The sequence below is a fragment of the Caballeronia sp. LZ043 genome (assembly GCF_031451075.1).
Lineage (GTDB): Bacteria > Pseudomonadota > Gammaproteobacteria > Burkholderiales > Burkholderiaceae > Caballeronia.
Window position 1 is genome coordinate 807,142 of record NZ_JARUXT010000002.1, and the last position, 24,831, is coordinate 831,972.

23 protein-coding genes are annotated in these 24,831 nt (G+C 64.5%); 15 read left to right on the forward strand and 8 right to left on the reverse strand.

Annotated features, from left to right (window positions below):
* Nucleotides 1-169 precede the first annotated feature (169 nt).
* The 6 genes from QCE64_RS17180 to QCE64_RS17205 all read left to right on the forward strand — a co-directional run bounded on the left by QCE64_RS17180 (nucleotide 170) and on the right by QCE64_RS17205 (nucleotide 6,664).
* Nucleotides 170-1,114 (forward strand): hydroxymethylglutaryl-CoA lyase, encoded by a 945-nt coding sequence (locus QCE64_RS17180; protein WP_309921633.1) that lies wholly within the window; start codon nucleotides 170-172, stop codon nucleotides 1,112-1,114.
* The gene (locus QCE64_RS17185; protein WP_310005010.1) at nucleotides 1,111-1,515 is read left to right on the forward strand and encodes a PaaI family thioesterase; all 405 of its coding nucleotides are present in this window, start codon (nucleotides 1,111-1,113) and stop codon (nucleotides 1,513-1,515) included. Before QCE64_RS17180 ends, QCE64_RS17185 begins: the two co-directional genes overlap by 4 nt.
* 18 nt (nucleotides 1,516-1,533) lie before the next feature.
* Nucleotides 1,534-2,967, forward strand: a complete 1,434-nt coding sequence (locus tag QCE64_RS17190) for an NAD-dependent succinate-semialdehyde dehydrogenase (RefSeq protein ID WP_309921638.1) — start codon at nucleotides 1,534-1,536, stop codon at nucleotides 2,965-2,967.
* Nucleotides 2,968-3,038: 71 nt separating this feature from the next.
* A complete protein-coding gene (locus tag QCE64_RS17195; RefSeq protein WP_309921641.1) occupies nucleotides 3,039-4,331 on the forward strand; it encodes an MFS transporter in 1,293 nt (430 codons plus the stop codon).
* Nucleotides 4,332-4,360: 29 nt separating this feature from the next.
* Complete coding sequence (locus QCE64_RS17200) at nucleotides 4,361-6,016, forward strand: GMC family oxidoreductase N-terminal domain-containing protein (protein WP_309932282.1); 1,656 nt, start codon at nucleotides 4,361-4,363, stop codon at nucleotides 6,014-6,016.
* Between the two features lie 27 nt (nucleotides 6,017-6,043).
* Nucleotides 6,044-6,664, forward strand: coding sequence for a MarR family transcriptional regulator (locus tag QCE64_RS17205; protein ID WP_309932283.1), 621 nt, complete (start codon nucleotides 6,044-6,046; stop codon nucleotides 6,662-6,664).
* 31 nt (nucleotides 6,665-6,695) lie between these two features.
* Here the strand turns inward: QCE64_RS17205 and QCE64_RS17210 are convergent, their stop codons facing one another.
* The 3 genes from QCE64_RS17210 to rbsK form a co-directional block, all read right to left on the reverse strand.
* Nucleotides 6,696-7,307: a carboxymuconolactone decarboxylase family protein gene (locus QCE64_RS17210; RefSeq protein ID WP_309932285.1), complete on the reverse strand. Its 612-nt coding sequence runs from the start codon at nucleotides 7,305-7,307 to the stop codon at nucleotides 6,696-6,698.
* A gap of 27 nt (nucleotides 7,308-7,334) precedes the next feature.
* Nucleotides 7,335-8,681, reverse strand: a complete 1,347-nt coding sequence (locus tag QCE64_RS17215) for an MFS transporter (RefSeq protein ID WP_309932287.1) — start codon at nucleotides 8,679-8,681, stop codon at nucleotides 7,335-7,337.
* 123 nt (nucleotides 8,682-8,804) lie between these two features.
* Nucleotides 8,805-10,004, reverse strand: a complete 1,200-nt coding sequence (gene rbsK / locus QCE64_RS17220; protein WP_310005012.1) for a ribokinase — start codon at nucleotides 10,002-10,004, stop codon at nucleotides 8,805-8,807.
* Between the two features lie 194 nt (nucleotides 10,005-10,198).
* On the opposite strand from rbsK, the gene QCE64_RS17225 reads away from it, so the two are divergent.
* Nucleotides 10,199-11,191, forward strand: coding sequence for a LysR substrate-binding domain-containing protein (locus tag QCE64_RS17225; RefSeq protein WP_309921658.1), 993 nt, complete (start codon nucleotides 10,199-10,201; stop codon nucleotides 11,189-11,191).
* Between the two features lie 8 nt (nucleotides 11,192-11,199).
* Here the strand turns inward: QCE64_RS17225 and QCE64_RS17230 are convergent, their stop codons facing one another.
* Together QCE64_RS17230 and QCE64_RS17235 are read right to left on the reverse strand one after the other, a co-directional pair.
* The gene (locus QCE64_RS17230) at nucleotides 11,200-12,147 is read right to left on the reverse strand and encodes a VOC family protein (protein ID WP_309921660.1); all 948 of its coding nucleotides are present in this window, start codon (nucleotides 12,145-12,147) and stop codon (nucleotides 11,200-11,202) included.
* A 25-nt stretch (nucleotides 12,148-12,172) separates the two neighbouring features.
* Nucleotides 12,173-12,997, reverse strand: a complete 825-nt coding sequence (locus tag QCE64_RS17235) for an aspartate dehydrogenase (RefSeq protein WP_310005014.1) — start codon at nucleotides 12,995-12,997, stop codon at nucleotides 12,173-12,175.
* A 197-nt stretch (nucleotides 12,998-13,194) separates the two neighbouring features.
* Here QCE64_RS17235 and QCE64_RS17240 point away from each other — a divergent pair, with 197 nt between their 5' ends.
* A complete protein-coding gene (locus tag QCE64_RS17240) occupies nucleotides 13,195-13,959 on the forward strand; it encodes an alpha/beta hydrolase (protein WP_309921666.1) in 765 nt (254 codons plus the stop codon).
* A 5-nt stretch (nucleotides 13,960-13,964) separates the two neighbouring features.
* Here QCE64_RS17240 and QCE64_RS17245 read toward each other — a convergent pair whose 3' ends face one another.
* Entirely contained in the window at nucleotides 13,965-14,894 is a 930-nt protein-coding gene (locus QCE64_RS17245) for a glyoxylate/hydroxypyruvate reductase A (protein ID WP_310005016.1), read from the reverse strand.
* Nucleotides 14,895-15,122: 228 nt separating this feature from the next.
* Between QCE64_RS17245 and QCE64_RS17250 the strand changes: the two genes are divergently transcribed.
* The 7 genes from QCE64_RS17250 to QCE64_RS17280 all read left to right on the forward strand — a co-directional run bounded on the left by QCE64_RS17250 (nucleotide 15,123) and on the right by QCE64_RS17280 (nucleotide 22,761).
* On the forward strand, nucleotides 15,123-16,268 hold the full coding sequence (locus tag QCE64_RS17250) for a porin (protein ID WP_309932292.1): 1,146 nt from the start codon (nucleotides 15,123-15,125) through the stop codon (nucleotides 16,266-16,268).
* A 66-nt stretch (nucleotides 16,269-16,334) separates the two neighbouring features.
* Nucleotides 16,335-17,444: a hypothetical protein gene (locus QCE64_RS17255; RefSeq protein WP_310005018.1), complete on the forward strand. Its 1,110-nt coding sequence runs from the start codon at nucleotides 16,335-16,337 to the stop codon at nucleotides 17,442-17,444.
* A 2-nt stretch (nucleotides 17,445-17,446) separates the two neighbouring features.
* Complete coding sequence (locus tag QCE64_RS17260; RefSeq protein WP_309932295.1) at nucleotides 17,447-18,331, forward strand: transporter substrate-binding domain-containing protein; 885 nt, start codon at nucleotides 17,447-17,449, stop codon at nucleotides 18,329-18,331.
* A gap of 78 nt (nucleotides 18,332-18,409) precedes the next feature.
* Nucleotides 18,410-19,957 (forward strand): amino acid ABC transporter permease/ATP-binding protein, encoded by a 1,548-nt coding sequence (locus QCE64_RS17265; protein WP_309921679.1) that lies wholly within the window; start codon nucleotides 18,410-18,412, stop codon nucleotides 19,955-19,957.
* Complete coding sequence (locus QCE64_RS17270) at nucleotides 19,954-20,994, forward strand: alpha-hydroxy acid oxidase (protein ID WP_310005020.1); 1,041 nt, start codon at nucleotides 19,954-19,956, stop codon at nucleotides 20,992-20,994. Before QCE64_RS17265 ends, QCE64_RS17270 begins: the two co-directional genes overlap by 4 nt.
* A 2-nt stretch (nucleotides 20,995-20,996) precedes the next feature.
* A complete protein-coding gene (locus tag QCE64_RS17275) occupies nucleotides 20,997-22,319 on the forward strand; it encodes a dihydroorotase family protein (protein ID WP_310005021.1) in 1,323 nt (440 codons plus the stop codon).
* Between the two features lie 28 nt (nucleotides 22,320-22,347).
* Nucleotides 22,348-22,761, forward strand: coding sequence for a VOC family protein (locus QCE64_RS17280; RefSeq protein ID WP_309921687.1), 414 nt, complete (start codon nucleotides 22,348-22,350; stop codon nucleotides 22,759-22,761).
* Between the two features lie 36 nt (nucleotides 22,762-22,797).
* Here the strand turns inward: QCE64_RS17280 and QCE64_RS17285 are convergent, their stop codons facing one another.
* Both QCE64_RS17285 and QCE64_RS17290 read right to left on the reverse strand, forming a co-directional pair.
* On the reverse strand, nucleotides 22,798-23,682 hold the full coding sequence (locus QCE64_RS17285) for an isocitrate lyase/phosphoenolpyruvate mutase family protein (protein WP_309921690.1): 885 nt from the start codon (nucleotides 23,680-23,682) through the stop codon (nucleotides 22,798-22,800).
* Complete coding sequence (locus QCE64_RS17290; RefSeq protein ID WP_309921693.1) at nucleotides 23,669-24,814, reverse strand: TauD/TfdA family dioxygenase; 1,146 nt, start codon at nucleotides 24,812-24,814, stop codon at nucleotides 23,669-23,671. Before QCE64_RS17290 ends, QCE64_RS17285 begins: the two co-directional genes overlap by 14 nt.
* Nucleotides 24,815-24,831 lie beyond the last annotated feature (17 nt).

The window sequence follows — 24,831 nt, forward strand, 5'->3', positions numbered from 1 at the left end:
ACACTCATGTCGCAAATAAACGTTGCAAATAGAGGTGTTTAGGCCTGTTTTACGAGGCGCTGAACGACTTGCGGACTTGTCAGAAACATTCGGCCATATAGTTGACATTGCATCACAACAATGTTTTGATTCGCTTGACAGTCAACCTCTTGCGCAAGCACCGCCAACCATGTCCGACCTGACTCTGTGTGAATGCTTCGCCCGCGACGGGCTTCAGCACGAGACCGAATTCATCCCGACGCCGGAGAAAGCCGCGCTGATCGACCGCTTCGCGCGTGCCGGCTTTGCGCGCGTGGAAGCCACGTCGTATTCGAACCCGGCAGTCGTTCCGCAGTTCGCCGATGCCACCGAGCTCCTGCGCACGCTGCCGCGCCTGGACGGCGTCTTCTACAAGGCGACCTGCGCGAACCTGCGCGCCGTCGAACGCGCGCTGGCGGATCTGGATGCGGGCATCGGCGCCAATGAAATCAGCCTGCTCGTATCCGCGAGCGAAGCGCACTCGCAGCGCAACCTCAAGCAGTCGCGCGCGGATCAGTGGAAGCGCATCGAAGCGATGGCCGCCGCCGCGAAGGGCCGCTTCCGCCTCATCGGGACCATTTCTGTTGCGTTCGGCTGCCCGTTCGAAGGCGAGATCAGTGAAGCCAGCGTGCTCGCGGATGTCGAACGCTTCGCCGCACTCGGCGTGCATCACGTGACGCTCGGCGACACCATCGGCGTGGCGACGCAGGCCAGCACCCAGCGCCTGTTCCGCGCGATGCTGCAAGCGTTTCCGGGCGTGCATGCCATCGCGCATTTCCACGACACGCGCGGCACCGGCATCGTCAATTATCTGGCGGCGCTCGAAGCCGGCGTGCGTCATTTCGACGTCGCGTTCGGCGGCACGGGCGGGCATCCCGCGAAAGTGAAGTACGGCGGCGGTGTGACCGGCAATGTCTGCACGGAAGATTTCGTGAACGTGCTGGAAACGATGGGCGTCGTGACCGGCATCGATCTGGACGCGATGATGCAAGCGTCGGAGGCTTGCGAAACGGCGCTCGGGCGGCAACTTGCGAGCCGGGTCGCACGCACCGGACTCAACCCGATGCTCATGCGCGCCAAAGCGCTCGCCGCATGAACGCGCCCGCGACGCTTCCGCCGCTCGCGCTCGAATCCGAGTTCTGCATCGAGCAAGGATTCGAGCTGGTCGATTACGGCGACGGCTGGAGTACGCTCGCCTGCACTGTGCAGCCGCGCCACACCAACCGCCACGGCAACGCGCACGGCGGCCTGCTGGCCGCGCTGCTCGATACCGCGATGGGACTCGCCACGCGCGCCAGCGGGCGCGTCCAGAATCTCGGCACGGCGAGCCTCACCGTGAACTACCTGAAGCCTGCATCAGGACGCATTGCCGTGCATGCGCAACTGCGCCGCAGCGGCCGCACGCTCGCATTCTGCGAAGCCGAGGCGCGCAACGCCGACGATGACGTCGTCGCCACGGCAAGCGCCGTGTTCGCTGTCTCACCGAACGCCCAATAATCCAGGAGAAGCAAATCCATGTACGAAGACGTTCAACTCTTTATCGATGGCGAATGGAAAGCGGGCGCAGCGGGCCGCACCATCGACGTGGTGAATCCAGCGACCGAGGAAACGATCGGCCGCGTGGCGCATGCGGAAACCGCGGACCTCGATGCCGCGGTCGCCGCCGCGCAAGCGGGCTTCGCTACGTGGAAGCGCATGAACGCCTACGAGCGCGCGAACATCATGCGCCGCGCGGCGAATCTGCTGCGTGAACGTGCCGATGGCATCGCACGCATCATGACGTTGGAGCAAGGCAAGCCGCTCGCCGAAGCGAAGGGTGAAGCGCTCTCCGCCGCGGATCTGATCGACTGGTTCGCCGATGAAGGACGCCGCGCGTATGGACGCATGGTGCCGTCGCGGATTCCGGGTTCGTATCAGCTGGTGATCAAGGAGCCGGTCGGTCCGGTCGCTGCATTCTCGCCGTGGAATTTCCCGATCAATCAGGTGGTGCGCAAGCTCTCTGCGGCGCTGGCGGCGGGCTGCTCGATCATCGTGAAAGCGCCGGAAGAAACGCCCGCCGCACCGGCCGCGCTGATTCGCGCGTTCGCGGATGCAGGCGTGCCGCGTGGCGTCATCAATCTCGTGTATGGCGTGCCGGCGGAGATCAGCGAATACCTGGTGCCGCATCCGGCCATCCGCAAGATCTCGTTCACCGGTTCGACACCGGTCGGCAAGCATCTCGCCGAACTGGCCGGACGTCACATGAAGAAAGCGACGATGGAACTCGGCGGCCACGGTCCCGTGCTCATTTGCGATGACGCCGATATCGACACCGCCGCCGCGCAACTCGGCGCATTCAAGCTGCGCAACGCGGGTCAGGTGTGCACGTCGCCGACGCGTTTCATGGTGGCGCGCGCCGTGTTCGAACCGTTCCTCGACAAGCTGATGACCGCGATGAACAAGGTCCGCGTAGGCGACGGTCTCGAAGACGGCGTGACGATGGGGCCGCTCGCCAACGAACGCCGGGTGCGCGCGCTGCAAGGGCTGGTCGATGACGCCGTTTCCGGTGGCGGCGAACTGCGCATGGGCGGCAAGCGCATCGGCGAGCGCGGGTATTTCTTCGAGCCGACGGTGCTCGCCAACGTGCCGCAAGGCGCCCGCATCATGCGCGAAGAGCCGTTCGGTCCGATCGCGGTCGTCAACGCGTTCGATTCGCTCGACGACATGATCACCGAGGCCAACCGCCTGCCGTACGGCTTGTGCGCGTTTGCCTATACGCGGTCGGCCCGGCAGGCGCATCGCATTGCGGCTGAAGTCGAGACCGGCATGTTGACGATCAACCAGATCGCCATCGCGTTTCCGGAAGTGCCGTTCGGCGGCGTGAAGGACAGCGGCTACGGCACGGAAGGCGGCGCGGAAGCCATCGATGCCTACCTCAACCTGAAGTACATCTCGCAACTCGACATCTGAAACCTGCCTGGCGCGACTGGTCCAAGGCAAGCGCGCCTTCAAATACAAAACAAATTGACGGAGACGAAGCAATGGATCTTGAACAGCAGGTCATGAAACGCGTCATGTTCCGCTTGATGCCGGTCCTGATCATTTGCTATCTGATCTCGTATATCGACCGCAGCAATCTCGCGGTCGCCGCACTCGCGATGAACCGCGAACTCGGTCTGTCGCCGACGGATTACGGCTTTGCTGCCGGTATTTTCTTTCTCGGCTATGTGATCTGCGAGATTCCGTCGAACATCTTCCTGTCGAAGCTGGGCGCGCGGCTGTGGATCTCGCGGATCATGCTGACGTGGGGCCTCTTGTCCGGCGCGATGGCCTTCGCGGTCGGCGCGAAATCGCTGTTCACACTGCGCGTGCTGCTCGGCATTGCGGAAGCGGGGCTGTTTCCGGGGCTGATCTACTACATCTCGTTCTGGTTTCCGTCCACTTATCGTGCGCGGGCGTTCGGCTATTTTCTCGTCGCCATTCCGTTGTCCATCGTGATCGGCGCGCCGGTGTCGGCATCGATCCTGTATATGGACGGCGTGGGCGGCCTGTCGGGCTGGCAGTGGGTGTTCGTCATCGAAGCAGCGCCTGCCGTGTTCTTCGCGTTCTTCTGCTTCTTCTTTCTCACCGATACCCCCGCGCAAGCCACATGGCTCGATGAACCCGAACGCAAGTGGCTGATCGCACGTCTTGCACGCGATGTCGAGCATGTCGAATCGCACGGACGCGGCGAGATCATGGCGGCGTTCGTGCATCCGCGCGTATGGCTGCTGAGTCTGATCAATGTGGCGCTGATTGCCTGCAGTTATGGCTGCGTGTTCTTCCTGCCGCTGATCGTGTCGGAGTTCGGTTTCAGCAAGATGCAGACGGGTCTGATCACCGCGCTGCCGTTCCTGGCGGGCGCCATTTCGATGATCGTCTGGGGCCGCAAGTCGGACCGCGCAGGCGAACGCAAGCTGCATCTGATCCTGCCGCTGCTGGTGGCGGTCGCGGGCTTTGCCATCGCCGCGGAGTCGGATACGGTCACGCTCAAGATGATCGGGCTGGGACTCGCCGCGTGCGGCACGTTCGCTTCGCTGCCGCCGTTCTGGTCGCTGCCGCCGATGTTCCTCAAAGGCACCGGCGCGGCGGCGGGCATCGCGATGATCAACACCATCGGCAGCCTGGCGGGCTTCGGCGCGCCGTATCTGATGGGCTACGTCAAACAGCATACGGGCAGCTATGCACTCGGGCTGATGATCATCGGCGCAAGCGCGCTGAGTGCCGCCGTGCTTGCGCTGCGCATCCGTTCCGATGAATTGGCGGTGAGCCGCGCGGCGCAGTTCGATCGCTAAAAAACAGTCACTCAACCAGCACACCCCAAATGGACGCATTCGACTATGTCATCGTGGGCGGCGGGTCCGCCGGATGCACGATCACCGCACGCCTCGTGCAGGCGGGAAAGCGCGTGGCGCTGATCGAATCGGGACCGCCCGACAATCATCCGTTCATCCATATTCCGGCGACCTTTTTCAAGGTGCACGGTACGAATCGCATGTGGATGTACAAGACTGCGCGGCAAGGCAACGTGAACGATCGCGAAATGTACATCCCGCAGGGACGCACGCTCGGCGGCGGCAGTTCGGTCAACGCGATGATCTACATTCGCGGCCAGCACGAAGACTTCGACGACTGGGAAGCGCTCGGCGCGCGCGGCTGGGGCTGGCGCGACGTGCTGCCGTTCTTCGTGAAGAGCGAAGGCAATGCGCGGCTCAAAGGCCCGCTGCACGGCACGTCCGGCCCGCTCAAGGTCAACGATGCGCGTCACGTTCATCCGTTCACGCGCGCCTTCGTCGAGGCGGCGGTTCAGGCAGGCGTGCCGCTCACCGATGACTTCAACGGCGAGCGTCAGGAAGGCGCCGGCCTGTTTCAGACGACCACGTTCGATGGCCGTCGCGGCAGCAGCGCGGCAACCTATCTGAGGATGGTGAAGCACGATGCGCGCTTGCGTCTCGTCACCGGCGCGGACGTGCTCAAGGTGCTGTGCGAAGGACGGCGCGCAACGGGCGTACTCGTACGGCACGCGAACGGCGAAACCGAGCAGTTGATGTGCCGCGAGGAAGTGATCGTGTGCGCGGGCGGCGCCGCTTCGCCCAGGTTGCTGATGCATTCGGGCATCGGGCCGGCGGCGCATCTGCGTGAATTCGGGATTCCCGTCGTGCATGATCTGCGCGGCGTCGGCGAAAACTTCCAGGATCATCTGACCGCGCCGGTCTACGGCCGTGCGCGTCATCCGCATAGCGTGCTGGGGCATGACCGGGGTTATCGCGCGCTGCGGCATGGATTGCAATACGTGCTCACGCGTTCGGGCCTGCTGAGTTCGAACGTGATCGAGAGCGGCGCGTTCATCGATACCAGCGGCAGCGGCCGTCCCGACATCCAGATCCATACGACGCCCACGCTCGTCGGCGACGTCGACAGGAAGCCGCTGGAAGGGCACGGCATCACCATCGGACCGTGTGTCGTGCGGCCGAAGTCACGCGGCACGGTGCGGCTCGTGTCGAAGGATCCGCTTGCGCCCGCCAGGCTCGATCCGCGCTTCTTCAGTCACCCGGATGACATGGAGACGATGATTCGCGGCGTGCGCATCAGCCGCAAGATCCTGCGTGCGCCTGCGTTGCGTGAGGTGATCGCGGAAGAGCTGTTGCCGGGCGCGGCCGATGAAATCAGCGATGCGCGCATCGAAGAACATGTTCGTACGGTGTGCAAGACCGTGTTCCATCCGGCAGGCAGTTGCCGCATGGGTACCGATGAACTGGCCGTCGTCGATCCGCACTTGCGCGTACATGGCGTGAGCGGTTTGCGGGTGGCGGATGCATCGGTGATGCCTGCGCTCGTCAGCGGCAACACCAACGCGACGGCGATCATGATCGGCGAACGCTGCGCCGATTTCATCCTCAACGCGCCACGCATCGAACCCGCCGTGCACGCCGCCGACGTGCTTGCCGCTTCTGCTAAAATGCGTGACGATGTCATGTAAAGCGGATCTTGACCGGTGGAGGTGAACGTGGGAGCGACTGTTCGTAAGGCGAAGGGACAAGCAGCGGGGCAGGCTGCGGGACGAGCCGTTGCAGAAGAGCACGATGCATCCGCGTTGCGCGATTTGCGCGACCTCGTCTCGTTTCAGTTGCGTCAGTTGAGCAACATCTACACGAAGGGTTCATCGAGCGAATACGAGCGCAACTTCGGGCTGACGATGAACGAATGGCGCTGCATTGCCCTGTTGCACGGCAAGCGCGGCATGTCGATGAATCGGCTTGCGGAGCATGCGCAATTCGATCGCGGGCTCGCGAGCCGCACCGTGCGCGGTCTCGAAGAACGCGGCCTGCTCGCGCGCGAGGCCGATGTCACCGATGGCCGCGGCGTCGTCATTACACTGACGGCGGAAGGGCGGGCGCTGGTGTCGAAGGTGTTTCCGATCGCCGAGGAGCGCAATGCGCGGCTGCTGTCCTGCCTCACGCGTTCAGAGCGCGAGATGTTGCCGAACGTTCTGCTGAAGCTCACCCATCAGGCGCGCGTGATGCTCGAACAAGAGCGTGAGGAAGCGCAGGCACACACGACTTCGGACGCTGCCGGCGCGTCGGATGAGAAAAGGCATCGGAACGTCACTGATTTGAATCAGTGGTAGTCGCCGCACTCAGCATCCCGCTGCCGTGCTTTCAACCATGGTGCGCGAACGCATCCGCCACATGCAGCACGTGCGCATAGACAGCACCCGCGCGCAGCACCACGGCGATCGCATACGCTTCATCGAGCGCCTCGCCTGGCGCACCGGCTTCGAGCGCCTGGGCGTGAAAGACCCGTCGTCGCGCGTCGTTTGATTGCGCGTACGCGGCAGCGGCCGCAGCAACCCAGACCAGCGCCGGCGTCAGCGCGTCCGTATCGAAGACCTGTTGCACGAACCGTTGTCTTGCCTCGGCGATGCCTGAACCCGCGACCGCGTCCTCATCCTGTACAACGAGATTGCCCGCATCGACAGACACGGCTGCATCACCCAGCGATTCGAGCGCGGCGCTCAGATAGCTGATCGCCACCGCTTCAGCCGCGCTGGCGCCGCCGTGACGGGCCAGCTCGGCGTGATGTTCGATGCAGAACGCACAGCGCGTGATCTGCGCAATCGCGACGGCAACCAGATGCTTGTCCTTCTCACTCAGCGCGCCGGCCTTCCAGACCGGCGCCGACAGCGCGCGAAACGCCTTGGGCGCGGCTTGCTCGCGTTCGAGCCGGGCCAGGATGCGTGCTTCTTCCGTATGAGAGCGTGGGTGACTCATGACTTCCCTTTCGTGTGATGACGGCGCTCAGCCCGGACTGGCGACAGCAGGATCGACGGGCGGCTGCGGAGCGCGCAGTGCGCCGCGTGCAGCCGGATCGGCGGCGGCCAGCACTGCGATGAGACTCAGCAAGCCGAGCGCACTGATATAAGCACAGATCAGCCAGGGCGTGTTGCCGCCCACGGCCAGCAATGCGGCGGCAACGAACGGCGTGAGTCCACCGGAGAGCAACGTGCCGATCTGATACCCGAGCGAAATGCCGCTATAACGCACTTCCACCGGAAACTGCTCGGCGAACCATGCAGCGCCGGGCGCGTAGATGGCGGCATCGAAAATGGCGAGTTCGATCGCGAAGACGAGCGGCAGGTAACGCAGATCGCCATGATCGAGAAACCAGAAGAACGGCCAGACCAGCAGGCTGATGCCCACCACGGCCCAGATGGCCGGCCCGCGCCGGCCGATGCGATCCGTGAGCGCGGCCCACAGCGGCGTCGCGATCACCGCGAACGCCGATCCGACGATCACCGCAGTCAGCGCATATGACGCGCCGCCGCGCTTGAGATTCAGATAGCTGATGGCGTAGGTCGTGACGATCGCGTACATGGCCGGTTGCAGCAGACGCAAGCCGATCGTGACGAGCAACGCGCGCCGGTGGTAACGCAGCACGTCGGCAACCGGCGCGCGGCGGATGCGGCCTTCGCTCTGCAGGGCAACGAATGGCGCGGGCTCGTCGATGCGCGAGCGGACGAAAGCGCCCACCGCCACCAGCACGACGCTGAACAGGAACGGGATGCGCCAGCCCCAGTCGTTGAACGCTTCGACCGAGAGCGTCGAGCGCACCGCAAGAAAGGTCCCGGACGCGAGCAGCATGCCGGTCGCCGATCCGACCTGCGTGAACGAGCCGAGCAGCCCGCGCCGGCGCGGCGCCGCGTGCTCGACCGACAGCAGCGACGCACCGCCCCATTCGGCGCCGGTCGCGACGCCTTGCAGCAGGCGCAAGATGACCAGCAGGGCGGTCGCCAGCAGGCCGGCGCTCGCGTAGGTCGGCAGCAGACCGGTCAGCACCGTGGCGACGCCCATCAGCACGAGCGAAAGCACCAGCACGCGCTTGCGCCCGATGCGATCGCCGAAATGACCGGCGAACACGGCGCCCAGCGGCCGCGCGAAGAAGCCCACGCCGTAGGCGGCGAAGGAACCGAGGATGCCGGCAAGCGGATTGGTGGCAGGGGGAAAGAACGTGTGGCTGAAGATCAGCGCGGACGCCGTGCTGTAGATGTAGAAGTCATACCACTCGATGGTGGTACCGATGAAGGCGGCAAAAGCGACGCGCGCGGTACCGGCGCGCGCGGTCGTCGAAACGGGCGGGGATGACATGATTCGGTGGTGACGGACTTGAACGCAAAGGCGCAATTGAAGCATCGATCAGGCGCGCTGCGAACCAATCGTTTGTGCTTTGCATAGACGCCGGAGCGAAGGCTCGCGCTGCACCGCAAGCCGCTACCTCACTGAATCGAAGATCGGCAAGGCTTCGCGTCGGGGGATCGAGGGTTGTGCACCATGATGTTGAACGCGCACGCTCGCGGCGATCTGAGCGTGCGCCATCGCGTCGTCGAGCGTGCAACCTGTCGCCAGTTGCGTGGCCAGCACGCCCACGAAGGTGTCCCCGGCAGCGGTCGTATCCACGGCGCGCACCGGCCGCGCCGGATGATGCGCGCCCTCGACGGCATCCCCGATCACATGGACCCCGCGCGCACCCAGCGTCACGATGACATGCCGCGCGCCCGCACGATGCAGCGCCAGCGCGGCGTCCTCTGCGCTCGGCAAGCCGTCGGCCAGGATCGACGCTTCGCTCTCGTTCGGCACCAGGTAATCGATGAGCGGCATCCAGTGTCGGGGCAGCGGCTGCGTCGCGGGTCCCGGGTTGAGCACGGTGATCTTGCCGAGCCGCCGCGCTATCGCCAGCGCCGCATGGACCGTGTCGGGCGGCGTTTCGAGCTGGCACACGACGACATCGCAGGCACGGAAGCGGTCGGTCTGCGCGAGCACGCTGGCAGGCGACAGCGCCGCGTTGCTGCCCGACGCCACCACGATGCTGTTCTCGCCCGTCTCCGACACGGTGATCATCGCGATGCCGGTCGGATGCGTCTCCGACACCTCGATCCCCGCGCAATCGATGCCTTCCGCCGCCAGTTCCCTGACACGCTGCACACCGAACTCGTCGCGCCCGGCGCAGCCGATCATCGCCACGCGTGCGCCCATGCACGCCGCCGCGATCGCCTGATTGGCGCCCTTGCCGCCGGGCACCGTTTCGAATGCATGCGACAACTCGGTCTCGCCCGCCTGCGGCAGACGCCGCGTCCGCGCGACGAAATCCGTGTTGATGCTGCCGATCACGAGCACGCGTCCCGGCTGGCCCGCTGCGGTCACGTTAGTCTTCGCGTGCATCAGACGCGCGGTACCGCTGCCACGCCGATGCGGAAGTTGCCGCGCGTGTCGCCGCTTTCCTGATCGCGCGCCGACCAGTTCTGCATCCTTCGCCGCCGCTGCCAGCGATGCGCTCGTTGCGCCGAACTGCTGCGCGACTTTCTCCGCGCCTTCCAGCTCGCGGCCCGTGACCTGCACGTCGTGACCGGCTGCCTTGAGCTGCTTCACCATGGCCGCGCCGACATTGCCGTATCCGACTACCGTGATCTTCATTGTCTTTCCCAGGTTGAGTTGAGTGATGAAGATCGTACGGAAAGCGGTGGCGGCAATAAATATCGCATGCGTTGACAGAGTGTCGACCGGATCGGTGCTCCATTGCGTCAACGCATGTCCATGCAGATTTTTGAAACGATTTTTGGCGCGGAATAATGACCTCTTTTGCATGTGCAACTGAAGCCGAGGAATCCATGTCCCGCCGTCTGCCCAGCATGAACGCCTTGCGCGCCTTCGAAGCGGCGGCGCGGCATCTCAACTTCAGCCGCGCGGCGGAAGAGCTTTTCGTGACGCAGGGCGCCATCAGCCGGCAGATCAAGCTGCTCGAAGAGTCCTTCGGCGTGCCCTTGTTCAGGCGGCTGACGCGGACCATCGAACTCACCGAGCACGGGCGCGATTACCTGCCCGTGGTGCGCGACGCGTTCGACCGCATCGAGCAGGCCACGCTGCGGCTCGTGAACCGCGACCGTCATCGCATCCTCAACGTCAATGTGCTGCCGACGTTCGCGATGCGCTGGCTCATTCCGCGCCTGCCGCACTTCGCAACCGAGCATCCGGATATCGAGGTGAGGCTCATCACGTCGATACGGCCCGTCAATTTCTGGCGCGAGGATCTGGATGTCGCCATTCGCGTCGGCGTCATTCCCGACAGCGATCCGGATCCCGATGCCGAGACGCGTCCGCGCATCAGCCTGCAAATGGCGGATGACTGGAGCAATGTGCGGGCGTATCGCCTGATGCCGGATGTGCTGGTGCCGGTGTGCAGCCCCGAGCTGATGGAGGGCATGCCGCAAGTGCATGAAGCGCGCGAACTGCTGCAATTGCCGCTGCTGCACATGGCGACGCGCGTGCACGCCTGGCCCGACTGGTTCCGCGCGAGCGGCGTCGAATACGATATCGCCGCGCACAACCAGGCTTACGGGCACTTCTTCATGGTGCTGGATGCGGCGCTGGCGGGACGCGGCGTGGCGCTCGTGCCGCGCATGCTGGCGGCGCCCGATATCCAGGCAGGCCGTCTTGTCGTGCCGCTGGCGCTGGAGCATGAAAGCGCGGGCGCCTATCACATCCTGTGCCGAGACCACCAGGCCGACTCCGCGACAGTGCGTGCGTTTCGCGACTGGCTGTTCGCGCAACGCGACGAAGAGCGGGCGCTGAAGGAGACCGACTTGAGCGAAGCCGGTCTTTAGGCTCTACATCAGATCAGGAACGGCGCGAGCCTGGCGTCGATGCTGCGGATCGTATCCACGGTCCAGTCGCGGTTCACGTAGAGCTGGATGGGCAGGCCATCCGGATCGTGAACGAACACCACGCGGCGCGCGGCGTGCTCGTGCGCGGCGATCAGCTTGCCGCCCGAACGCTCGATGCCTTCGATCGCCGCGTCCAGATCCGCTTCGGAGCTGACTTCCACGCCGATGTGATGCATCGGCATGTGCGACTCCACATCGTTCCGATACAGCGCGATATCGCCCATGCCATGCGTGCCCGCGAGCAGCGCGAAGGGCTGATCGCGGCCGCCGGCAAGCGCATTCAGCCCGACGATGTTCGTATAGAAGTCGAACATGGCCCCGAAGTCCTGCGCGATCAACGCAACGTGCGACACGCGGCGGCCATGGACGAGCGCGGCGTCGATCACGCGAATCTCGGGATCGACGGGGAAGAGTTGCTCGGCAACCGGTACATTGGTTTCGCCCGGCACCCACTTCGGCTTCTTCTTGCTGAACGAGCCCTTGCGTGCCGAACGCCAGTCCTCCACGACGTCCGCGTAGATCTCGACTTCGTTGCCGTCGGGGTCTTTCTGATAGAGCGAGTGGGCGACGTCGTGGTCTTCCGTCGAGCGATACAGCACGCCCGCGGCCACCGCCGCGCGATAACCTTGTACGAGCGCCGCTTCGCTTGCCACTTCGAAGGCAACGTGATTCAGTCCCGGCTGTTGCCCCGGCTTCGCGTAACGGCTGCCGATATCGACCAGCGCGAAGTCGTGATAGGTGTTGCCGTTGCTGATGAAACTCGCCTTGTTGTCCGGCTGGTTGTAGACCTCTTCGAAACCGAAGATATCGCGGTAATAGTCGCTGGCGCGCTGATAGTCGCCCACGAACACATTGGCATGGGCGAGCCGGCGCGGGGCAAAGAAGCGTGAAGTCATGGTCAGGTCCTTTATATTGAGTGCATCAGGTGCCCACGCGCAGCGGCGCGCGCATCTTTTCGAGCAGCGCGATGACGCTCAACGCGGTGATGAGTCCCGTCTTCGGATTCGAGCTCGGAATGTTTTCGATCGTCATCGTAAAGCGTGCCGAGTCCGAGTCAATTTCGATGGTGTGCGTATTGCGCGTCAGTGCGGGGTCGGCCCAGATTTCGAGCTGGGTGTCGTCCGGACCGATGCCCGCGAGCGACAGCGCCACGGACACGTTCAGATTTGCGGGAAAGCCTTTGGCCGCGTCACGCGGCGTGCCCGAGAAGATACGCATGGGCGTCTTGATATCGTCGATGCGGATGTTGTTCTCCTCGAGAAACGGCGCGCCGAGCAGACCGGTCACCGGCTTGCGCGTGACCATGCGCGCGGAGTGAATCTTGCCTTTCGCCGCAGCGGTCACCGCGTCGAGGCCGAGCAGCGCGCCGGTCGGCACGCTGATCTGGCCGCCGTTCTCGCGGGCAATTTCGACGAGTTCCATGTGATCGAGCAAGGCGCCGACGCTCAGCGGCACCAGGGTCTTGCCCGCGCGCAGCATGGGTTCGGCGATCTTCGGCAACAGCTGCGACGGCGCACATTCGATGACGACATCGGCGTGGAGCGGCATCTCGTCGAACGAGACGATGCGCGGCGTGTGTCTCAGTTCCGCGAGCCAGGCGCCGGCGGTCGATGCATCGCGTACGCTGACGGCGGCGAGTTCGAGACCGTCGATGCCTGTGTCGATCGCCTTGGCAATCGACTTGCCCACCGTGCCCAGGCCGGCAATCCCGACACGCAGCGCTTGCTTGTCCTGCTTTTGATTCATGCTATGTCTCTCCAGGGTATGGACGCATCTTAGGGGCGCCAAAACCCCGCAACAAACGAGATTTTCTGCGCGCACGGATGAGGTCTCGTCATGCGTCGCCATGATCGGATCTCATCGAAGGGCGCAACAAAAGTCGTTTGCCGGGCGCGTTTTTGGCTCACGATAATGGGCCTTTACCGCTGCAGAAGGATCTGTCGATGCCGTATCTCGATCGTGGCGCGAGCCGCCTCTATTACGAAACCCATGGCGAGGGCGCGCCGCTGGTGCTGCTGCATGGCGTGGGCGGCAATCATGCAAGCTGGTTCCATCAGGTGGTCGCGTGGCGCGACACGGGGCAGGTCATCACGTTCGACGCGCGTGGCTTCGGCAATTCGAGCGATGTGGAAGGGCTCGGACGCGCGGCCTTCGCCAACGATCTGGAAGCGTTGCTGGATCATCTGCAACTCCCGCGTGTCGCGCTGATTGCCCAGTCGATGGGCGGCGGTGCGGCCGTTCCTTTCACCGTCCGCCATCCCGAACGCGTGCGCGCGCTGGTGCTCGCCGATACGCTCGTCGGCCTGACGCTGCCCGATGACCTCGCCGCGCGCATGCAGGCCATTGCCGCACGCACCGCGAATCTGTCGCAACTCGAACGCGTGCTCGGGCCCACGTTCATGCGTGCTCAGCCTGCGCAATCGTATCTCTATACGGCGCTCGCGAGCTTCAACGACACCAATGTACGCACCCTGCGCGGCGTCCAGCCGATGACCTCGCTCGAGGAACTCGATGCGTGCGGCGTGCCGGTGCTGTTCGTGGCGGGCAACGAGGACGTCCTGTTCCCTCCGCGGGAAATCGAAGCGGCGCAGCGCACGATGACGCACGCCGATTATCTGGAAATCGATGCCGCCGGTCATTCCGCGTACTTCGAAGCCCCGCACGTGTTCAACGAGCAGGTCTTCGCATGGCTGCAAGCGCAGCCGTGATCGCGTCAGTAACCGCGTGACGGATCGACACGACCCGACACGTCACGTCCCGCTTCGAGCGCGACGATCTTGTCCGCGACCTGCCGGGCGGAATCGTCGATCAGGGTCGCGGCGGAAATATGCGGCGTGACCATCACGCGCGGATGCCGCCAGAACGGATGGGCTGCATCGAGCGGCTCATGCGCGAAGACGTCGAGCATCGCGAAGGCGAGCCTGCCCGCGTCGAGGGCTTCGAGCAGATCGTCTTCGTTCACATGGACGCCGCGTGCGAGATTGATGACGCAGGCGTGATCCGCGAGACAAGCCAGGGTCCGGCGATCGATGATGCCCTGCGTATCGGCCGTGGCGGGCAGCAGATTGATGAGCACATGAAGGCCATCGAGAAAGGCATCGATTCCATCGCTTGAGGCAAACGTTTCGACCGCATCGATGGTTTTGTGTGAACGGCTATAACCGCGCACGATGAATCCGTCCGACGCCAGCGTGCGCGCCACGTGCTCGCCCAGGCTTCCGAGTCCCAGTACGCCGACACGCATGTCCCGCCGATGCAGCGCCTCCAGCGGCCGCCATTCTCCCCGCGCGGCCTGCTGCCGATACGCCTCGAAGCGCCGCATGTGATGCAGCACGCCATAACGCGCGTAATCCGCCATTTGCTGCGCCATGCCGGCATCTTCGAGGCGATAGATCGGCGCATCGATAGGCGATTCGTCGAGCATGGCAAGCAGCGCATCCACGCCCGCGCCCAGATTGAAGAGGCCTTTGAGGCCGGCACGCGGCCGCAATGCCTCTGCGCTGCATTTCCAGACGAGCGCGTAGTCGGCAGGGCTGGCATCGCCCTCGGTCCATTCGCGCACATTCGCCCCGGGCAGAACGCTCCGTATCGCCTGCATCCAGCGCGCGGCCTGTGGGGTGCCGACCGCTACCAGGATATCCATGAATCAGCCCTGTTCGTCGATGAAAACCTCGCACGATAGAGCCTGCTGATACGGATATCAAACGAATAAATTTGCCGTCGCGCATGAGTTGAGGTCATGCCTCGACGCATGACCTCAACTCATCGAATGCTCGCGAAAATCTCGTTTGTTGTCATTTTTTCGCCTTCCTATGATGGCCTCGACTTAACCCACATGCCCATCGAAAGCGCATTCGCAAGGAACGAAAACATGAACCGTCTCGCACTGCCGCTGTTCGCTTCACTGCTGGCCACCGCTTCGTCGCAGGCGTTTGCGCAGAGCACCGTCACCTTGTACGGCGTGGCCGATGAAGGCATCACCTATGGCAACAACGTCGGCGGCGGCGCGCAATGGGCGGCGGCGAGCGGCACCATGTCGGGCAGCCGCTTCGGCCTGCGCGGCGAGGAAGACCTGGGCAGCGGCCTGAAGGCGGTGTTCAACCTCGAGAATGGCTACGATCTCTCCACCGGCAAACTCGGACAGGGCGGCCGCATGTTCGGCCGCAAGGCCTATGTCGGGCTCACGGATGCGCGCCTCGGTTCCATCACGCTCGGCCGTCAATACGATCCGACCGTGGATCTCGTGCAAGGCATCACCGGCGACGGCGTGTTCGGCGCGTTCTTCACCACGCCCGGCGACGCCGACAACAACGACAACAGCATCCGCGTCAACAACTCGGTCAAGTACACGAGCCCGACGCTCGCGGGCTTCACGTTCGAAGCCATGTACGGTTTCGGCGGCACGGCGGGCAGCATCTCCAGCGGCAATTCGATCGGCGCCGCGCTTGCCTGGAGCAACGGCGGCCTGAATATCGCGGGCGGTTACCTGTATACGAAGAACGACACGCTCGCGAATGCATCGTCGGGCGGCTTCATCAACGACGGCAGCCTCGTTACCGCGGGCTACGGAGTCGCGCCCGGTTCGTTCCAGACGGCGCATGCGGCCATTTCGTACGCGTTCAACAAGTTCACGGTCGGGGCGCGCTATTCGAACTCGCAATACAAGACCTACACGCAGACCGCCGTCTTCAACGACACGGAGAAATTCAACGTGGTCAGCGGCTATGTGGCCTACCAGTTCACGCCGGCGCTGATGGCCGCCGTCAACTACGGCTACACGAAGGCAAGCGGCGCGCAGTCCGCGAACTACAACCAGGTATCGGCAGGCGTCGATTACTTCCTCTCGAAGCGCACCGACGTCTATGCAATCGCCGGCTACACCAAGGCAAACGGCTCGACGCTGTCCGCCGACGGCACGTCGGTGGTTGCCGCCACCGCGAACGTGGGCGACTACAACAACGCATCGTCGAACGGCAAACAGGTGCTGGGCGTAGTCGGCATCCGCCACAAGTTCTGATTTTTGATCACGGGTAAGCCGAAATTTGGCTTGGTCTAATTGGACTTTGAAGGCTTCAGAATCAGCATGCAGCTTGTCCTCGACAATCTGAACGACAGCGCCGGTCTGCTCGGCGCGCGGCGCGTGTTTCGTGTGCCGCGCACATTGCCGGCGAACCTGCGCACGCTGGATGCCGCGCACTGGCAGTTGCACCCGGCGCTGTACGACGCCGATACGCTGCTCGCGTTGCGCGATGCCCGTCTCGACGAGAACGACCGCGAGATTGCACTGGCGGGCGGGGTGGCGCGGCTGAATGCGAGCATCGGCTGGCAGCGCATGTCGGATCGCGAAGATGCGGCGGCGCTGCTGCGCATGGCGAAGGACAGCGTGATGCCGCGCGTGCGTCTGCTGCTGTCGGTCATGCCGGACCACGATACCGCGGGCTTTGCCGCGTGGTTCGCGGACTTCGCTCCGCATGCGCCGACGGAAGACGGCACGCTGTTACGCGCCTGCAAGCTGTACGGACGCGAGCCGCACTTCCAGCGCAACCTCGACGCCGTGTGGAATGCGGGCTGGCTGCCGGTCGTCTTTACCGCCGACCCTCGCGCGGTGCTGGCGCAGGCGGTGGAGCGGCAGTCCGCGGTCGTGTTCCGTCACGCCGCCAGCGTTGCCGATCTCGATGCCATGCACGCGGATGCCGCGCTCGACGTGTCCCGCTGGGTCGCGAGTTCGCCGCAGTATCTGCTGCCGGTGGACGCTTCGCGGCGCGCGTCGCTGAGCGTGCGTCCGCCGGTGTCCGACGACACCACGCGCAATGCGCTGCTTGCCCGCTTCGACGAGATCGACCTGATCGCCACCGATCACGTCGCGCACGGCTCGACCACGGGTCCGGGACTGCAATCGCAACATCACTTCCTGCCCGCGCTGCTGACGCTGGCCGAGTCGCTGGGCGTTCCCGCTCAAGCGGTGCTCGGCCGTGCATCGAGCCGTCCGGCGATGCTGTTCGGCCAGGACCCGACCGACTGGGCCGTCGCCCTCGTCTCAACCGATTCACCGCACGGCGGCGTCATGCGCGGCATCGATGCCGAGCGCGATCCGTTCAGTGCCGCGTCTTTCAAGCCACGTGTCATGGCGATCGTCCACGGCGATACGTTGTGGCCGACACGTCACCTCATCGACTCATTCAATCCGGAGTAAGCATGTTTCGTCCTGTATTCATGACTGTGGCATCCCTGGCGTCCGCGTGCTTCGCGCTTTCTTCCGCGCCGGCCCATGCGGCCAGTCTGCCGACCTATGAAGCATTCGGCAAGAGCGCCGAATGCGTCGCGCTGCGCAAGCAGTTTCCGACGCTCGTCGGTCAGCATCTGAAGGTCGGCCTCGGCGGCTATACGGCCGGCTTCGAAGCGCCCGCGAAGGATGATCCGTCGAAGATCGAAGGACTCGATCCCGATCTGATCGCGTATATGGGCGCGTGCCTCGGCTACACGCACGAATTCCAGAACGTGGCCTTCAACGTGCTGCTCACGGGCATCACCGGCAAGCGCTTCGACATGGGCCCGAATCTCTATGTCACCGAGGTCCGGCGCAAGCAGGTTGCGTTCGTGTCGTCGTTCGCGGTGATCGACGGATCGGTCATCAAGAAGGGCAATCCGAAGAAGCTGACTTCCCTCGACACCTTGTGCGGCGCGACCGTCGCGGCCGCGGCAGGCACGTATGAAGCGGTAACGCTCGTGCCGCAGGCTACCGAGAAGTGCAAGGCCGCGAACAAGCCGGACGTGAACCTGCTGCTTCTGCAAGCAACGGACGCGAGCGTGCAGGCCGTGGTGAGCGGCCGCGCGGACATCTACCTCACGGCGCATTCGGATGCGAAGGCGCTGGCGGCTTCGGTGCCGGGGCTGGAAAGCGGCTTCACCATCGACCTGCCGATTCTCAACGGTTTCCCGATCGCCAAGGAGAACACGACGCTGCGCGGCGCCGTGCTGGCCTCGATGAAGGTGATCCAGGACAAGGGCATCGAGAAGTCGCTGCTCGACAAGTGGGGACAAGATGCAGCGTCCCAGCGCACGGCCGCCGACGCGGAGTAATGGCGCAGCGGATGCCTTCGCGGCCCGGAAGGCGTCCGCACCGCTGGTTGTTTTCGACGTGAACGAAGCGTGCCCGACATGCAAAACTTTCTGCATTACCTGACTTTCCCTTATCTGCTGCAAGGCTGCATCACCGCGCTCGGACTGTTGTTCGGCGCGCTGGCGGGCGGGCTCCTGATCGGCTTCGTGCTTGCGCTCGCCGCCGATGCGCGCTGGTTCTGGCTGCGCTATCCGGTGCGCGCCTACATCTACGTGATACGCGGCACGCCGCAGCTGCTGCAACTGATCCTGCTGTTCAACGTGCTGCCGCAGGCCGGCATTACGCTGGCGCCCTTCGTGAGCGCGCTGCTGGCGCTGACCATCAACGAGACCGCGTTCTGCGCGGAAATCATTCGTGGCGGAATTCGTTCGGTGAACCGCGATCAGCGCATCGCGGCGCAGGCGTTCGGCTTCTCCGCTTTGACGGAACTCGGGTATGTCGTCGTGCCGCAAGGCCTGCGCGCGATCATTCCGGCGCTCGGCAATGAAGCGGTGGGCCTGCTCAAGTCGACGTCGCTGGCCTCGGTCGTCGGCGTCAGCGAACTGACCTTGCGCAGCCAGACCATCGTCTCGCAGAACTTCGAGTTCCTGCCCGTGCTGCTCGCGTCGGGTGTGATGTATATCGTGCTCTCGGCCGTCATCGCGGCGATTCAGAACTGGTGCGAGCGCAATGTCGGAACGGGACGCCGCGTGCGTCGCGGTGCGCATGCGGAGCATGGTCTCGAGGATCCTGGTCCCGTCGCGCGCATGGCGCCAGTCGAAACGAAAGGCGATTTGACCATGCCGCAACTCGAGATCGACAAGGTCCGCGTCAGCTACGGCAGCAAGCAGGTGTTGAAGGATGTGTCGCTGTCGGTGGCCCCGGGTGAAGTGGTCGCGTTGCTCGGCAAGTCGGGATCGGGCAAGAGCACCTTGCTCAAGACCATCCTCGCGCTCAATCCGCTCGAAGCGGGCAGCATCCGCATCGAGGGCCGTTCGCTGACCTCGACTGCGACAGGATCGCCGATGCCCCGCCGACGTCTGGCGAAAGCGCGTGCGGATGCGCGCATCGGCATGGTGTTCCAGAACTTCGCGTTGTTCGATCATCTGAGCGCGCTCGATAACGCCGCGTCGATTCCCGTGCGCGTGCAGCACGTGCCGCGCATCGAGGCCTCGCGCAGAGCGCGCATCGCGCTGTTGAAGGTCGGCCTGAAGGACTTCGCGGGACACATGCCACACGAGTTGTCGGGCGGGCAGCAGCAGCGCGTGGGCATCGCGCGCGCACTGGCGAGCGATCCGCGCGTGATTCTCTTCGACGAGCCCACGTCCGCGCTCGATCCCGAACTCGTCGGCGAGGTCGATGAAACCATCCGGCGTCTCGCGCGCACCGGCATCACGATGCTGCTCTCGACGCACGATATCGATTTCGCGGCGAGCGTCGCGGACCGCATCGTGTTCCTGCACGACGGACGGATCATCGAACAAGGCACGCCCGATATCCTGCGTGCGCCGAAGACACCGGAATTCGCAGCGTTCCTGCGTCATCCGGAAGATGAGGCCGCCGATGCGAAGCCGTTGCCCCCGGCCATGCTCGAGGCCGCGCGATGAAAGACTTTCGCGATGCCTCGTGCGCCGCACTCGGCGCGGAGCTATACGGCTATCTCGTGGGCCGTCCGCATGACATGCGTCCCGACGACGCCGATCCCAACGAACTCGCGTGGTCGCGTTACCGGCTGGTGCCGCGCGTGCTGCAGGGTCACGATCATGTCGATGTCACTTGCCGGCTGTTCGGTCAAGACTATGCCGCGCCGATCGGCGTAGGCGCGTTCGCGGCGGATCGTCTGTTTGGCGAAGAGGGCGTGACCGCCATTGCGCGTGTCTGTGCGACGCTTGGCCTGCCGCTCGTGGTATCGGAAGAAGCGGTGACGCCGCTCGGCCAGATCACTGCGACGCATGCCGATTGCTGGCTGCAATTGCGTGCTGCGGGACCGCTCGAACGTGCGATCCGCCTGACGCAGGAGGCGGCGCAGGCGGGCTGCCGGGGCATCGTGCTGACGGTGCTCGCGCCGGTGCATCCGGCGCCGGGGCTGCATCCGGGCGGCGTCGATGTCGCCGCGCAGGTCGCGCAACGCGGCTGGGCCACCATTGGCGCGAGCGAGGGCGTAGCGAAACTGCCGGCTTTTCCGTCGTGGGGCTCGAGCGAAATGCGCGAACTGCTGACTGCCGTGCATGCGCTCGGCATGCGGCTCGTGCTCAAGGGCGTCATGCATGCCGACGATGCGCGTGCCGCCCAGGCCGCGGGTTGCGACGGCGTGATGGTGTCGAACATCGGCGTGCGCCAGTCGTACCGCTGGGCGCCGGTGGCGGGGCAACTCGAAGGCATCGGCGAGGTGCTTGATGACGGCATGGCGCTGCTCGTCGACGGCGGGATCCGCCAGGCCGCCGATATCATCGCCGCGCGCGTGCTCGGCGCGCATCTCTCGGTCATCGTGCGGCCGGTCGTGCATGCGCTCGCGGCGGGCGGCGAAGAGGCGGTGCACGCGCTGCTGCGCGGTCTCATCGGCGAGGTGCAGGCCATTTGCGCGTGGATGGGAGCGGCGTCGCCCGGCGCTATCGCACGCGATCAACTCATTCGAATGGACTGACCATGTTCGATCTCATTCTGCGCGGCGCGATGCTCGTCGATGCCAACGGCGAGCGTCATGCGGACATTGCCATCGTCGGTCACAGGATCGCCGCATTGCTCGCACCGGATACGCCGGCCGAGACGCGCGCAACCCGCGACATGCACGGACTCGTGGCGCTGCCCGGTTTCGTCGATACCCATGTCCACCTGTGCGATCCCGGCTACACGCACAAGGAGGACTTCGAGTCGGGCACGCGCGCAGCCGCGCTTGGCGGTGTGACGACGCTGCTCGACATGCCGACAGACTCGCCGATCACGACGCACGCCGCCGAATTGCGCGAGAAGATGGCGCTGGCGAGCGGCCGTATTCATGTCGATGTAGGCTTCCAGGTTGCGAAGCTGCGCGATCACCCGGCACTCGACGACGTGCGCGCGCTCGACCCCGTGTCGTTCGAACTGTTCATGGCGGGCGTGCCGGAAGCGTATCGGCATGACACGCAGAAGACGCTCGTCGATTCGCTCACGGCTCTGAGACCGCTGAACACGCTGGCGTGTATTTCCCCGGGCGATCATGCGTTACAAAGCGCGCCGCAAACGCAATCCGGCAGAGCCGGCCTCGATGCGTTGCTCGCAAGCCGTCCGCCCGTGGCGGAAGCGGCGGGAATCGCCCATGCGGTCCTGGCGTCTGCGGCGACCGGCACGCGCGTGCATCTGCGGCAGGGGAATTCGAAGCTCGGCATCGACACATGGCGGCGCTTGCGTGATCTTGCGGATGTCAGCATCGAAACGACGCCGCAAGCCTTGCTGCTCACCGAAGACGCCTACGATGAACGGCGCAACTTCTTCAAGGCACTGCCGCCGCTGCGACCGGAAGGCGACCGCGCGGCGTTGCTGGAGGCGGTGCGGGAAGGGCTGATCGACATGATCGTGACCGATCACGCGCCGCATGCCCATGCGGAGAAAGCCGCGCATTACGACGATTTTCGCGACGTGCCGAGCGGCATGCCGGGCGTGCAGACCTTTGTTGCGACGATGCTGCATCTCGTTGACAACGGCGATCTGACCTTGCGCGACCTGGCGAGGCTCTGCGCCTGCAATCCGGCACAACGGTTCGGTCTTGCGAAGACGAAGGGCCTGCTCGCGCCGGGATATGATGCGGACCTCCTGCTGCTCGACCCGAAGGGCTCGATGACCTTGCGTGACGGTGACCAGCGCTCAAAAGCGCGCTATACCCCGTTCGATGGCTTGCACGTGTCCTGGGCGCTGAAGGCGGTGTATCTGCGGGGCGCGCTGCTGGAGGAAACAGGTGCAGCGCGTGGCGTGGTGGTGACGGCGAGCGCCTGACTCTTACCTGAACAGACTGGAACAAACGATGCGAAGTGCTTTTCACATGGCTTATCACGTGCGCGATCTCGACAATGCGCGCGCATTCTACGGTGGATTGCTCGGTTGCGAGGAAGGCCGCAGCACAGATACATGGGTCGACTTCGATTTCTTCGGGCATCAGATTTCGCTGCATCTGGGCGAACCCTTCCCGGTCACCAACACGGGCCGTGTGGGCGACCACATGGTGCCGATGCCGCATCTCGGACTCGTACTTGAAATGCCCGACTGGCGTACGCTCGCCGACCGTCTGCGCGCCGGCGGAGTGGACTTCGTGATCGCCCCGACACTGCGATTCGAAGGCCAGCCCGGCGAACAGGCCACGATGTTCTTCCTCGATCCGAGCGGCAATCCGATCGAGGTGAAGGGGTTCAGGAGTCTCGACAGTCTCTACGCCAGGTAATGGCGTTCTTTCCAGCGTGCTGAAGACCGCTCGGGCTCAAACGTACCGCTTCCCCGCCGCGAGCAGCTCCGGCGTGCCGATCAGCTCGTTCAACTGGTCGAACGTCAGCATCTCCGGCCACATCGGTTCAGTCGTTCCGTGCTTCAGCAGACTCGCGTAGTACCCTTGCAGCCCGTGCGCCACGAAGCGGGCCGTACCGCCCGGAAAGATGACAATGCGATAACCCCGCTGCCGCAATTCCTCGACGCTTCGCACCGGCGTCTTGCCGCCTTCCACCATGTTCGCCAGCAGCGGCACCCGTTCGCCGAAGCGCCGGCACACGATGTCCATCTGCTCCACCGTATGAACGGCTTCGACGAACAGCGCATCGACGCCGCACTCAAGATAAGCCTCGGCGCGCTCCATGGCCGCGTCGAAGCCTTCGACCGCGATGGCGTCGGTGCGTGCGAGGATCAGCGTGTCCGAAGAGTGGCGCGCATCGAGCGCGGCGCGCAGCTTGCCGCACATCTCGGCCGACGACACCAGCGTCTTGTCCGCCAGGTGACCGCAGCGCTTGGGAAAGCCCTGGTCTTCGAGCTGGATCATGGCCGCGCCCGCACGCTCGAAGTCGCGCACGGTGCGCTGCGTGTTCAGCGCGTTGCCGAAGCCCGTATCGCCATCGACGATGACCGGCGTGCGCACCCGGTCGGTGATGCGCCACAGCGTGTCGACTGCTTCCTTGGCCGTCGTGAGGCCGACATCAGAGCGCCCGAGCGAAGTATACGCGACCGCTCCGCCCGACAGATACAGCGCCTGAAATCCGGCCTGTTCCGCGATGAGCGCGGTAAGCGCATCGTAGATGCCGGGTGCGAGCACGGTTTCGCCCGCAGCGAGACGGCGCTTCAAGGCACCGGACGGCGACGCGTCCTCATGCGGCGACATGGGCATCTCCCTCCGCTGTCGACGTGTCTGGCACGGATCCGTCGAGACCGGGCTTGAGCAGCATGTGCATGCGTTCGGCCTGGCGTTTCTCGAAGCGGACGAAAGCCTCGGTGATATAGCTGCCACGGACGCCGCCGCGCACCGAACCGGGACGCGCGTCGCCGAAGTAATACTCCCATTCGGGCGGCAGCGGCGCGGAATCGGGCACCGACATCCACAGGCGCAGCAAATGGCGACGCCGCGCCTCGTCTTCGAAGTCCTCGAACTCCGTGCGCGAATGCAGCATCACGTAGTTGTTCAGTAATTGCAGATCGCCCTGTTCGAGCCACATGGAAAAGCACAGGCGCGGATCGGCGGCAAGCTCATCCAGCAAGTCGAGCGCCTCGGTCAGTTTGGGCGTGAGGCGCGGCACTTCCGGAAAATCCGCCTGCGCCGCGTTGGTGTTCTTCCGATTGGCGCGCAACGCGAAGTGATCCGTCAGCGAACCGATCACCGGGCAGTTGTAGAAACCCGGCCGGCCGGGCGCCTGCGTGCCCTGATAGCTGTGATAGACAGGTCCCTTCAATGCATCGATCAATTCCGGCCGGCGCTTGCGGATCTCCTCGACCAATGCGAACGAACTCGTGATCTTGCTCTGCCCGCCCGACTTGGCCTCATGAAGACAGAGCAGGGCGACGACATCGCATGAGTCCGCGTGGAAGTCGAGCGCCGCGTTGGTGTTGTAGCCACGGCCGTTCTTCGACTTGTAGGTCGCGCCCGAATCGCGGACATCGTTCATGATCTCGCTGGCGCGATTCTGCGTGCGCGCGACGCCGACGTGCAAGCCGAGTCCCCAATAAGCGAGCTTGGCTTCTTCCACGGACCACTTGTGGACCGGGAAGCCTTTCAGCAGGCACATGCCGAAGCGTTGCTGCGTGGCACGGAACGCGCGATGAAGAATCTCGGCGGATGCGGGTTCGAGCGGAAAGTCTTCCGATGTCATGTCGAGCAGCGGCTTGCCGAGCGCTTTGGCATGACGCATGGCACGGTCGAAGCCCTCCGCGGCTTCGTCGCTCATGCGCAGGGTCCACGACGTGTCGCGTTCGAGGTCCGCGCTGTACCAGATTTTTGGCTTCACCGATGCTTCGCTCATGCTTATCTCCTTGTCGC

What these genes read in the sequence shown, in the direction of transcription:
- QCE64_RS17180 (WP_309921633.1), top strand. Translation starts at nt 170, where the DNA reads ATGTCCGACCTGACTCTGTGTGAATGCTTCGCCCGCGACGGGCTTCAG.
- QCE64_RS17185 (WP_310005010.1), top strand. Translation starts at nt 1,111, where the DNA reads ATGAACGCGCCCGCGACGCTTCCGCCGCTCGCGCTCGAATCCGAGTTC.
- QCE64_RS17190 (WP_309921638.1), top strand. Translation starts at nt 1,534, where the DNA reads ATGTACGAAGACGTTCAACTCTTTATCGATGGCGAATGGAAAGCGGGC.
- QCE64_RS17195 (WP_309921641.1), top strand. Translation starts at nt 3,039, where the DNA reads ATGGATCTTGAACAGCAGGTCATGAAACGCGTCATGTTCCGCTTGATG.
- QCE64_RS17200 (WP_309932282.1), top strand. Translation starts at nt 4,361, where the DNA reads ATGGACGCATTCGACTATGTCATCGTGGGCGGCGGGTCCGCCGGATGC.
- QCE64_RS17210 (WP_309932285.1), bottom strand. Translation starts at nt 7,307, where the DNA reads ATGAGTCACCCACGCTCTCATACGGAAGAAGCACGCATCCTGGCCCGG.
- QCE64_RS17215 (WP_309932287.1), bottom strand. Translation starts at nt 8,681, where the DNA reads ATGTCATCCCCGCCCGTTTCGACGACCGCGCGCGCCGGTACCGCGCGC.
- rbsK (WP_310005012.1), bottom strand. Translation starts at nt 10,004, where the DNA reads ATGAAGATCACGGTAGTCGGATACGGCAATGTCGGCGCGGCCATGGTG.
- QCE64_RS17225 (WP_309921658.1), top strand. Translation starts at nt 10,199, where the DNA reads ATGTCCCGCCGTCTGCCCAGCATGAACGCCTTGCGCGCCTTCGAAGCG.
- QCE64_RS17230 (WP_309921660.1), bottom strand. Translation starts at nt 12,147, where the DNA reads ATGACTTCACGCTTCTTTGCCCCGCGCCGGCTCGCCCATGCCAATGTG.
- QCE64_RS17235 (WP_310005014.1), bottom strand. Translation starts at nt 12,997, where the DNA reads ATGAATCAAAAGCAGGACAAGCAAGCGCTGCGTGTCGGGATTGCCGGC.
- QCE64_RS17240 (WP_309921666.1), top strand. Translation starts at nt 13,195, where the DNA reads ATGCCGTATCTCGATCGTGGCGCGAGCCGCCTCTATTACGAAACCCAT.
- QCE64_RS17245 (WP_310005016.1), bottom strand. Translation starts at nt 14,894, where the DNA reads ATGGATATCCTGGTAGCGGTCGGCACCCCACAGGCCGCGCGCTGGATG.
- QCE64_RS17250 (WP_309932292.1), top strand. Translation starts at nt 15,123, where the DNA reads ATGAACCGTCTCGCACTGCCGCTGTTCGCTTCACTGCTGGCCACCGCT.
- QCE64_RS17255 (WP_310005018.1), top strand. Translation starts at nt 16,335, where the DNA reads ATGCAGCTTGTCCTCGACAATCTGAACGACAGCGCCGGTCTGCTCGGC.
- QCE64_RS17260 (WP_309932295.1), top strand. Translation starts at nt 17,447, where the DNA reads ATGTTTCGTCCTGTATTCATGACTGTGGCATCCCTGGCGTCCGCGTGC.
- QCE64_RS17265 (WP_309921679.1), top strand. Translation starts at nt 18,410, where the DNA reads ATGCAAAACTTTCTGCATTACCTGACTTTCCCTTATCTGCTGCAAGGC.
- QCE64_RS17270 (WP_310005020.1), top strand. Translation starts at nt 19,954, where the DNA reads ATGAAAGACTTTCGCGATGCCTCGTGCGCCGCACTCGGCGCGGAGCTA.
- QCE64_RS17275 (WP_310005021.1), top strand. Translation starts at nt 20,997, where the DNA reads ATGTTCGATCTCATTCTGCGCGGCGCGATGCTCGTCGATGCCAACGGC.
- QCE64_RS17280 (WP_309921687.1), top strand. Translation starts at nt 22,348, where the DNA reads ATGCGAAGTGCTTTTCACATGGCTTATCACGTGCGCGATCTCGACAAT.
- QCE64_RS17285 (WP_309921690.1), bottom strand. Translation starts at nt 23,682, where the DNA reads ATGTCGCCGCATGAGGACGCGTCGCCGTCCGGTGCCTTGAAGCGCCGT.
- QCE64_RS17290 (WP_309921693.1), bottom strand. Translation starts at nt 24,814, where the DNA reads ATGAGCGAAGCATCGGTGAAGCCAAAAATCTGGTACAGCGCGGACCTC.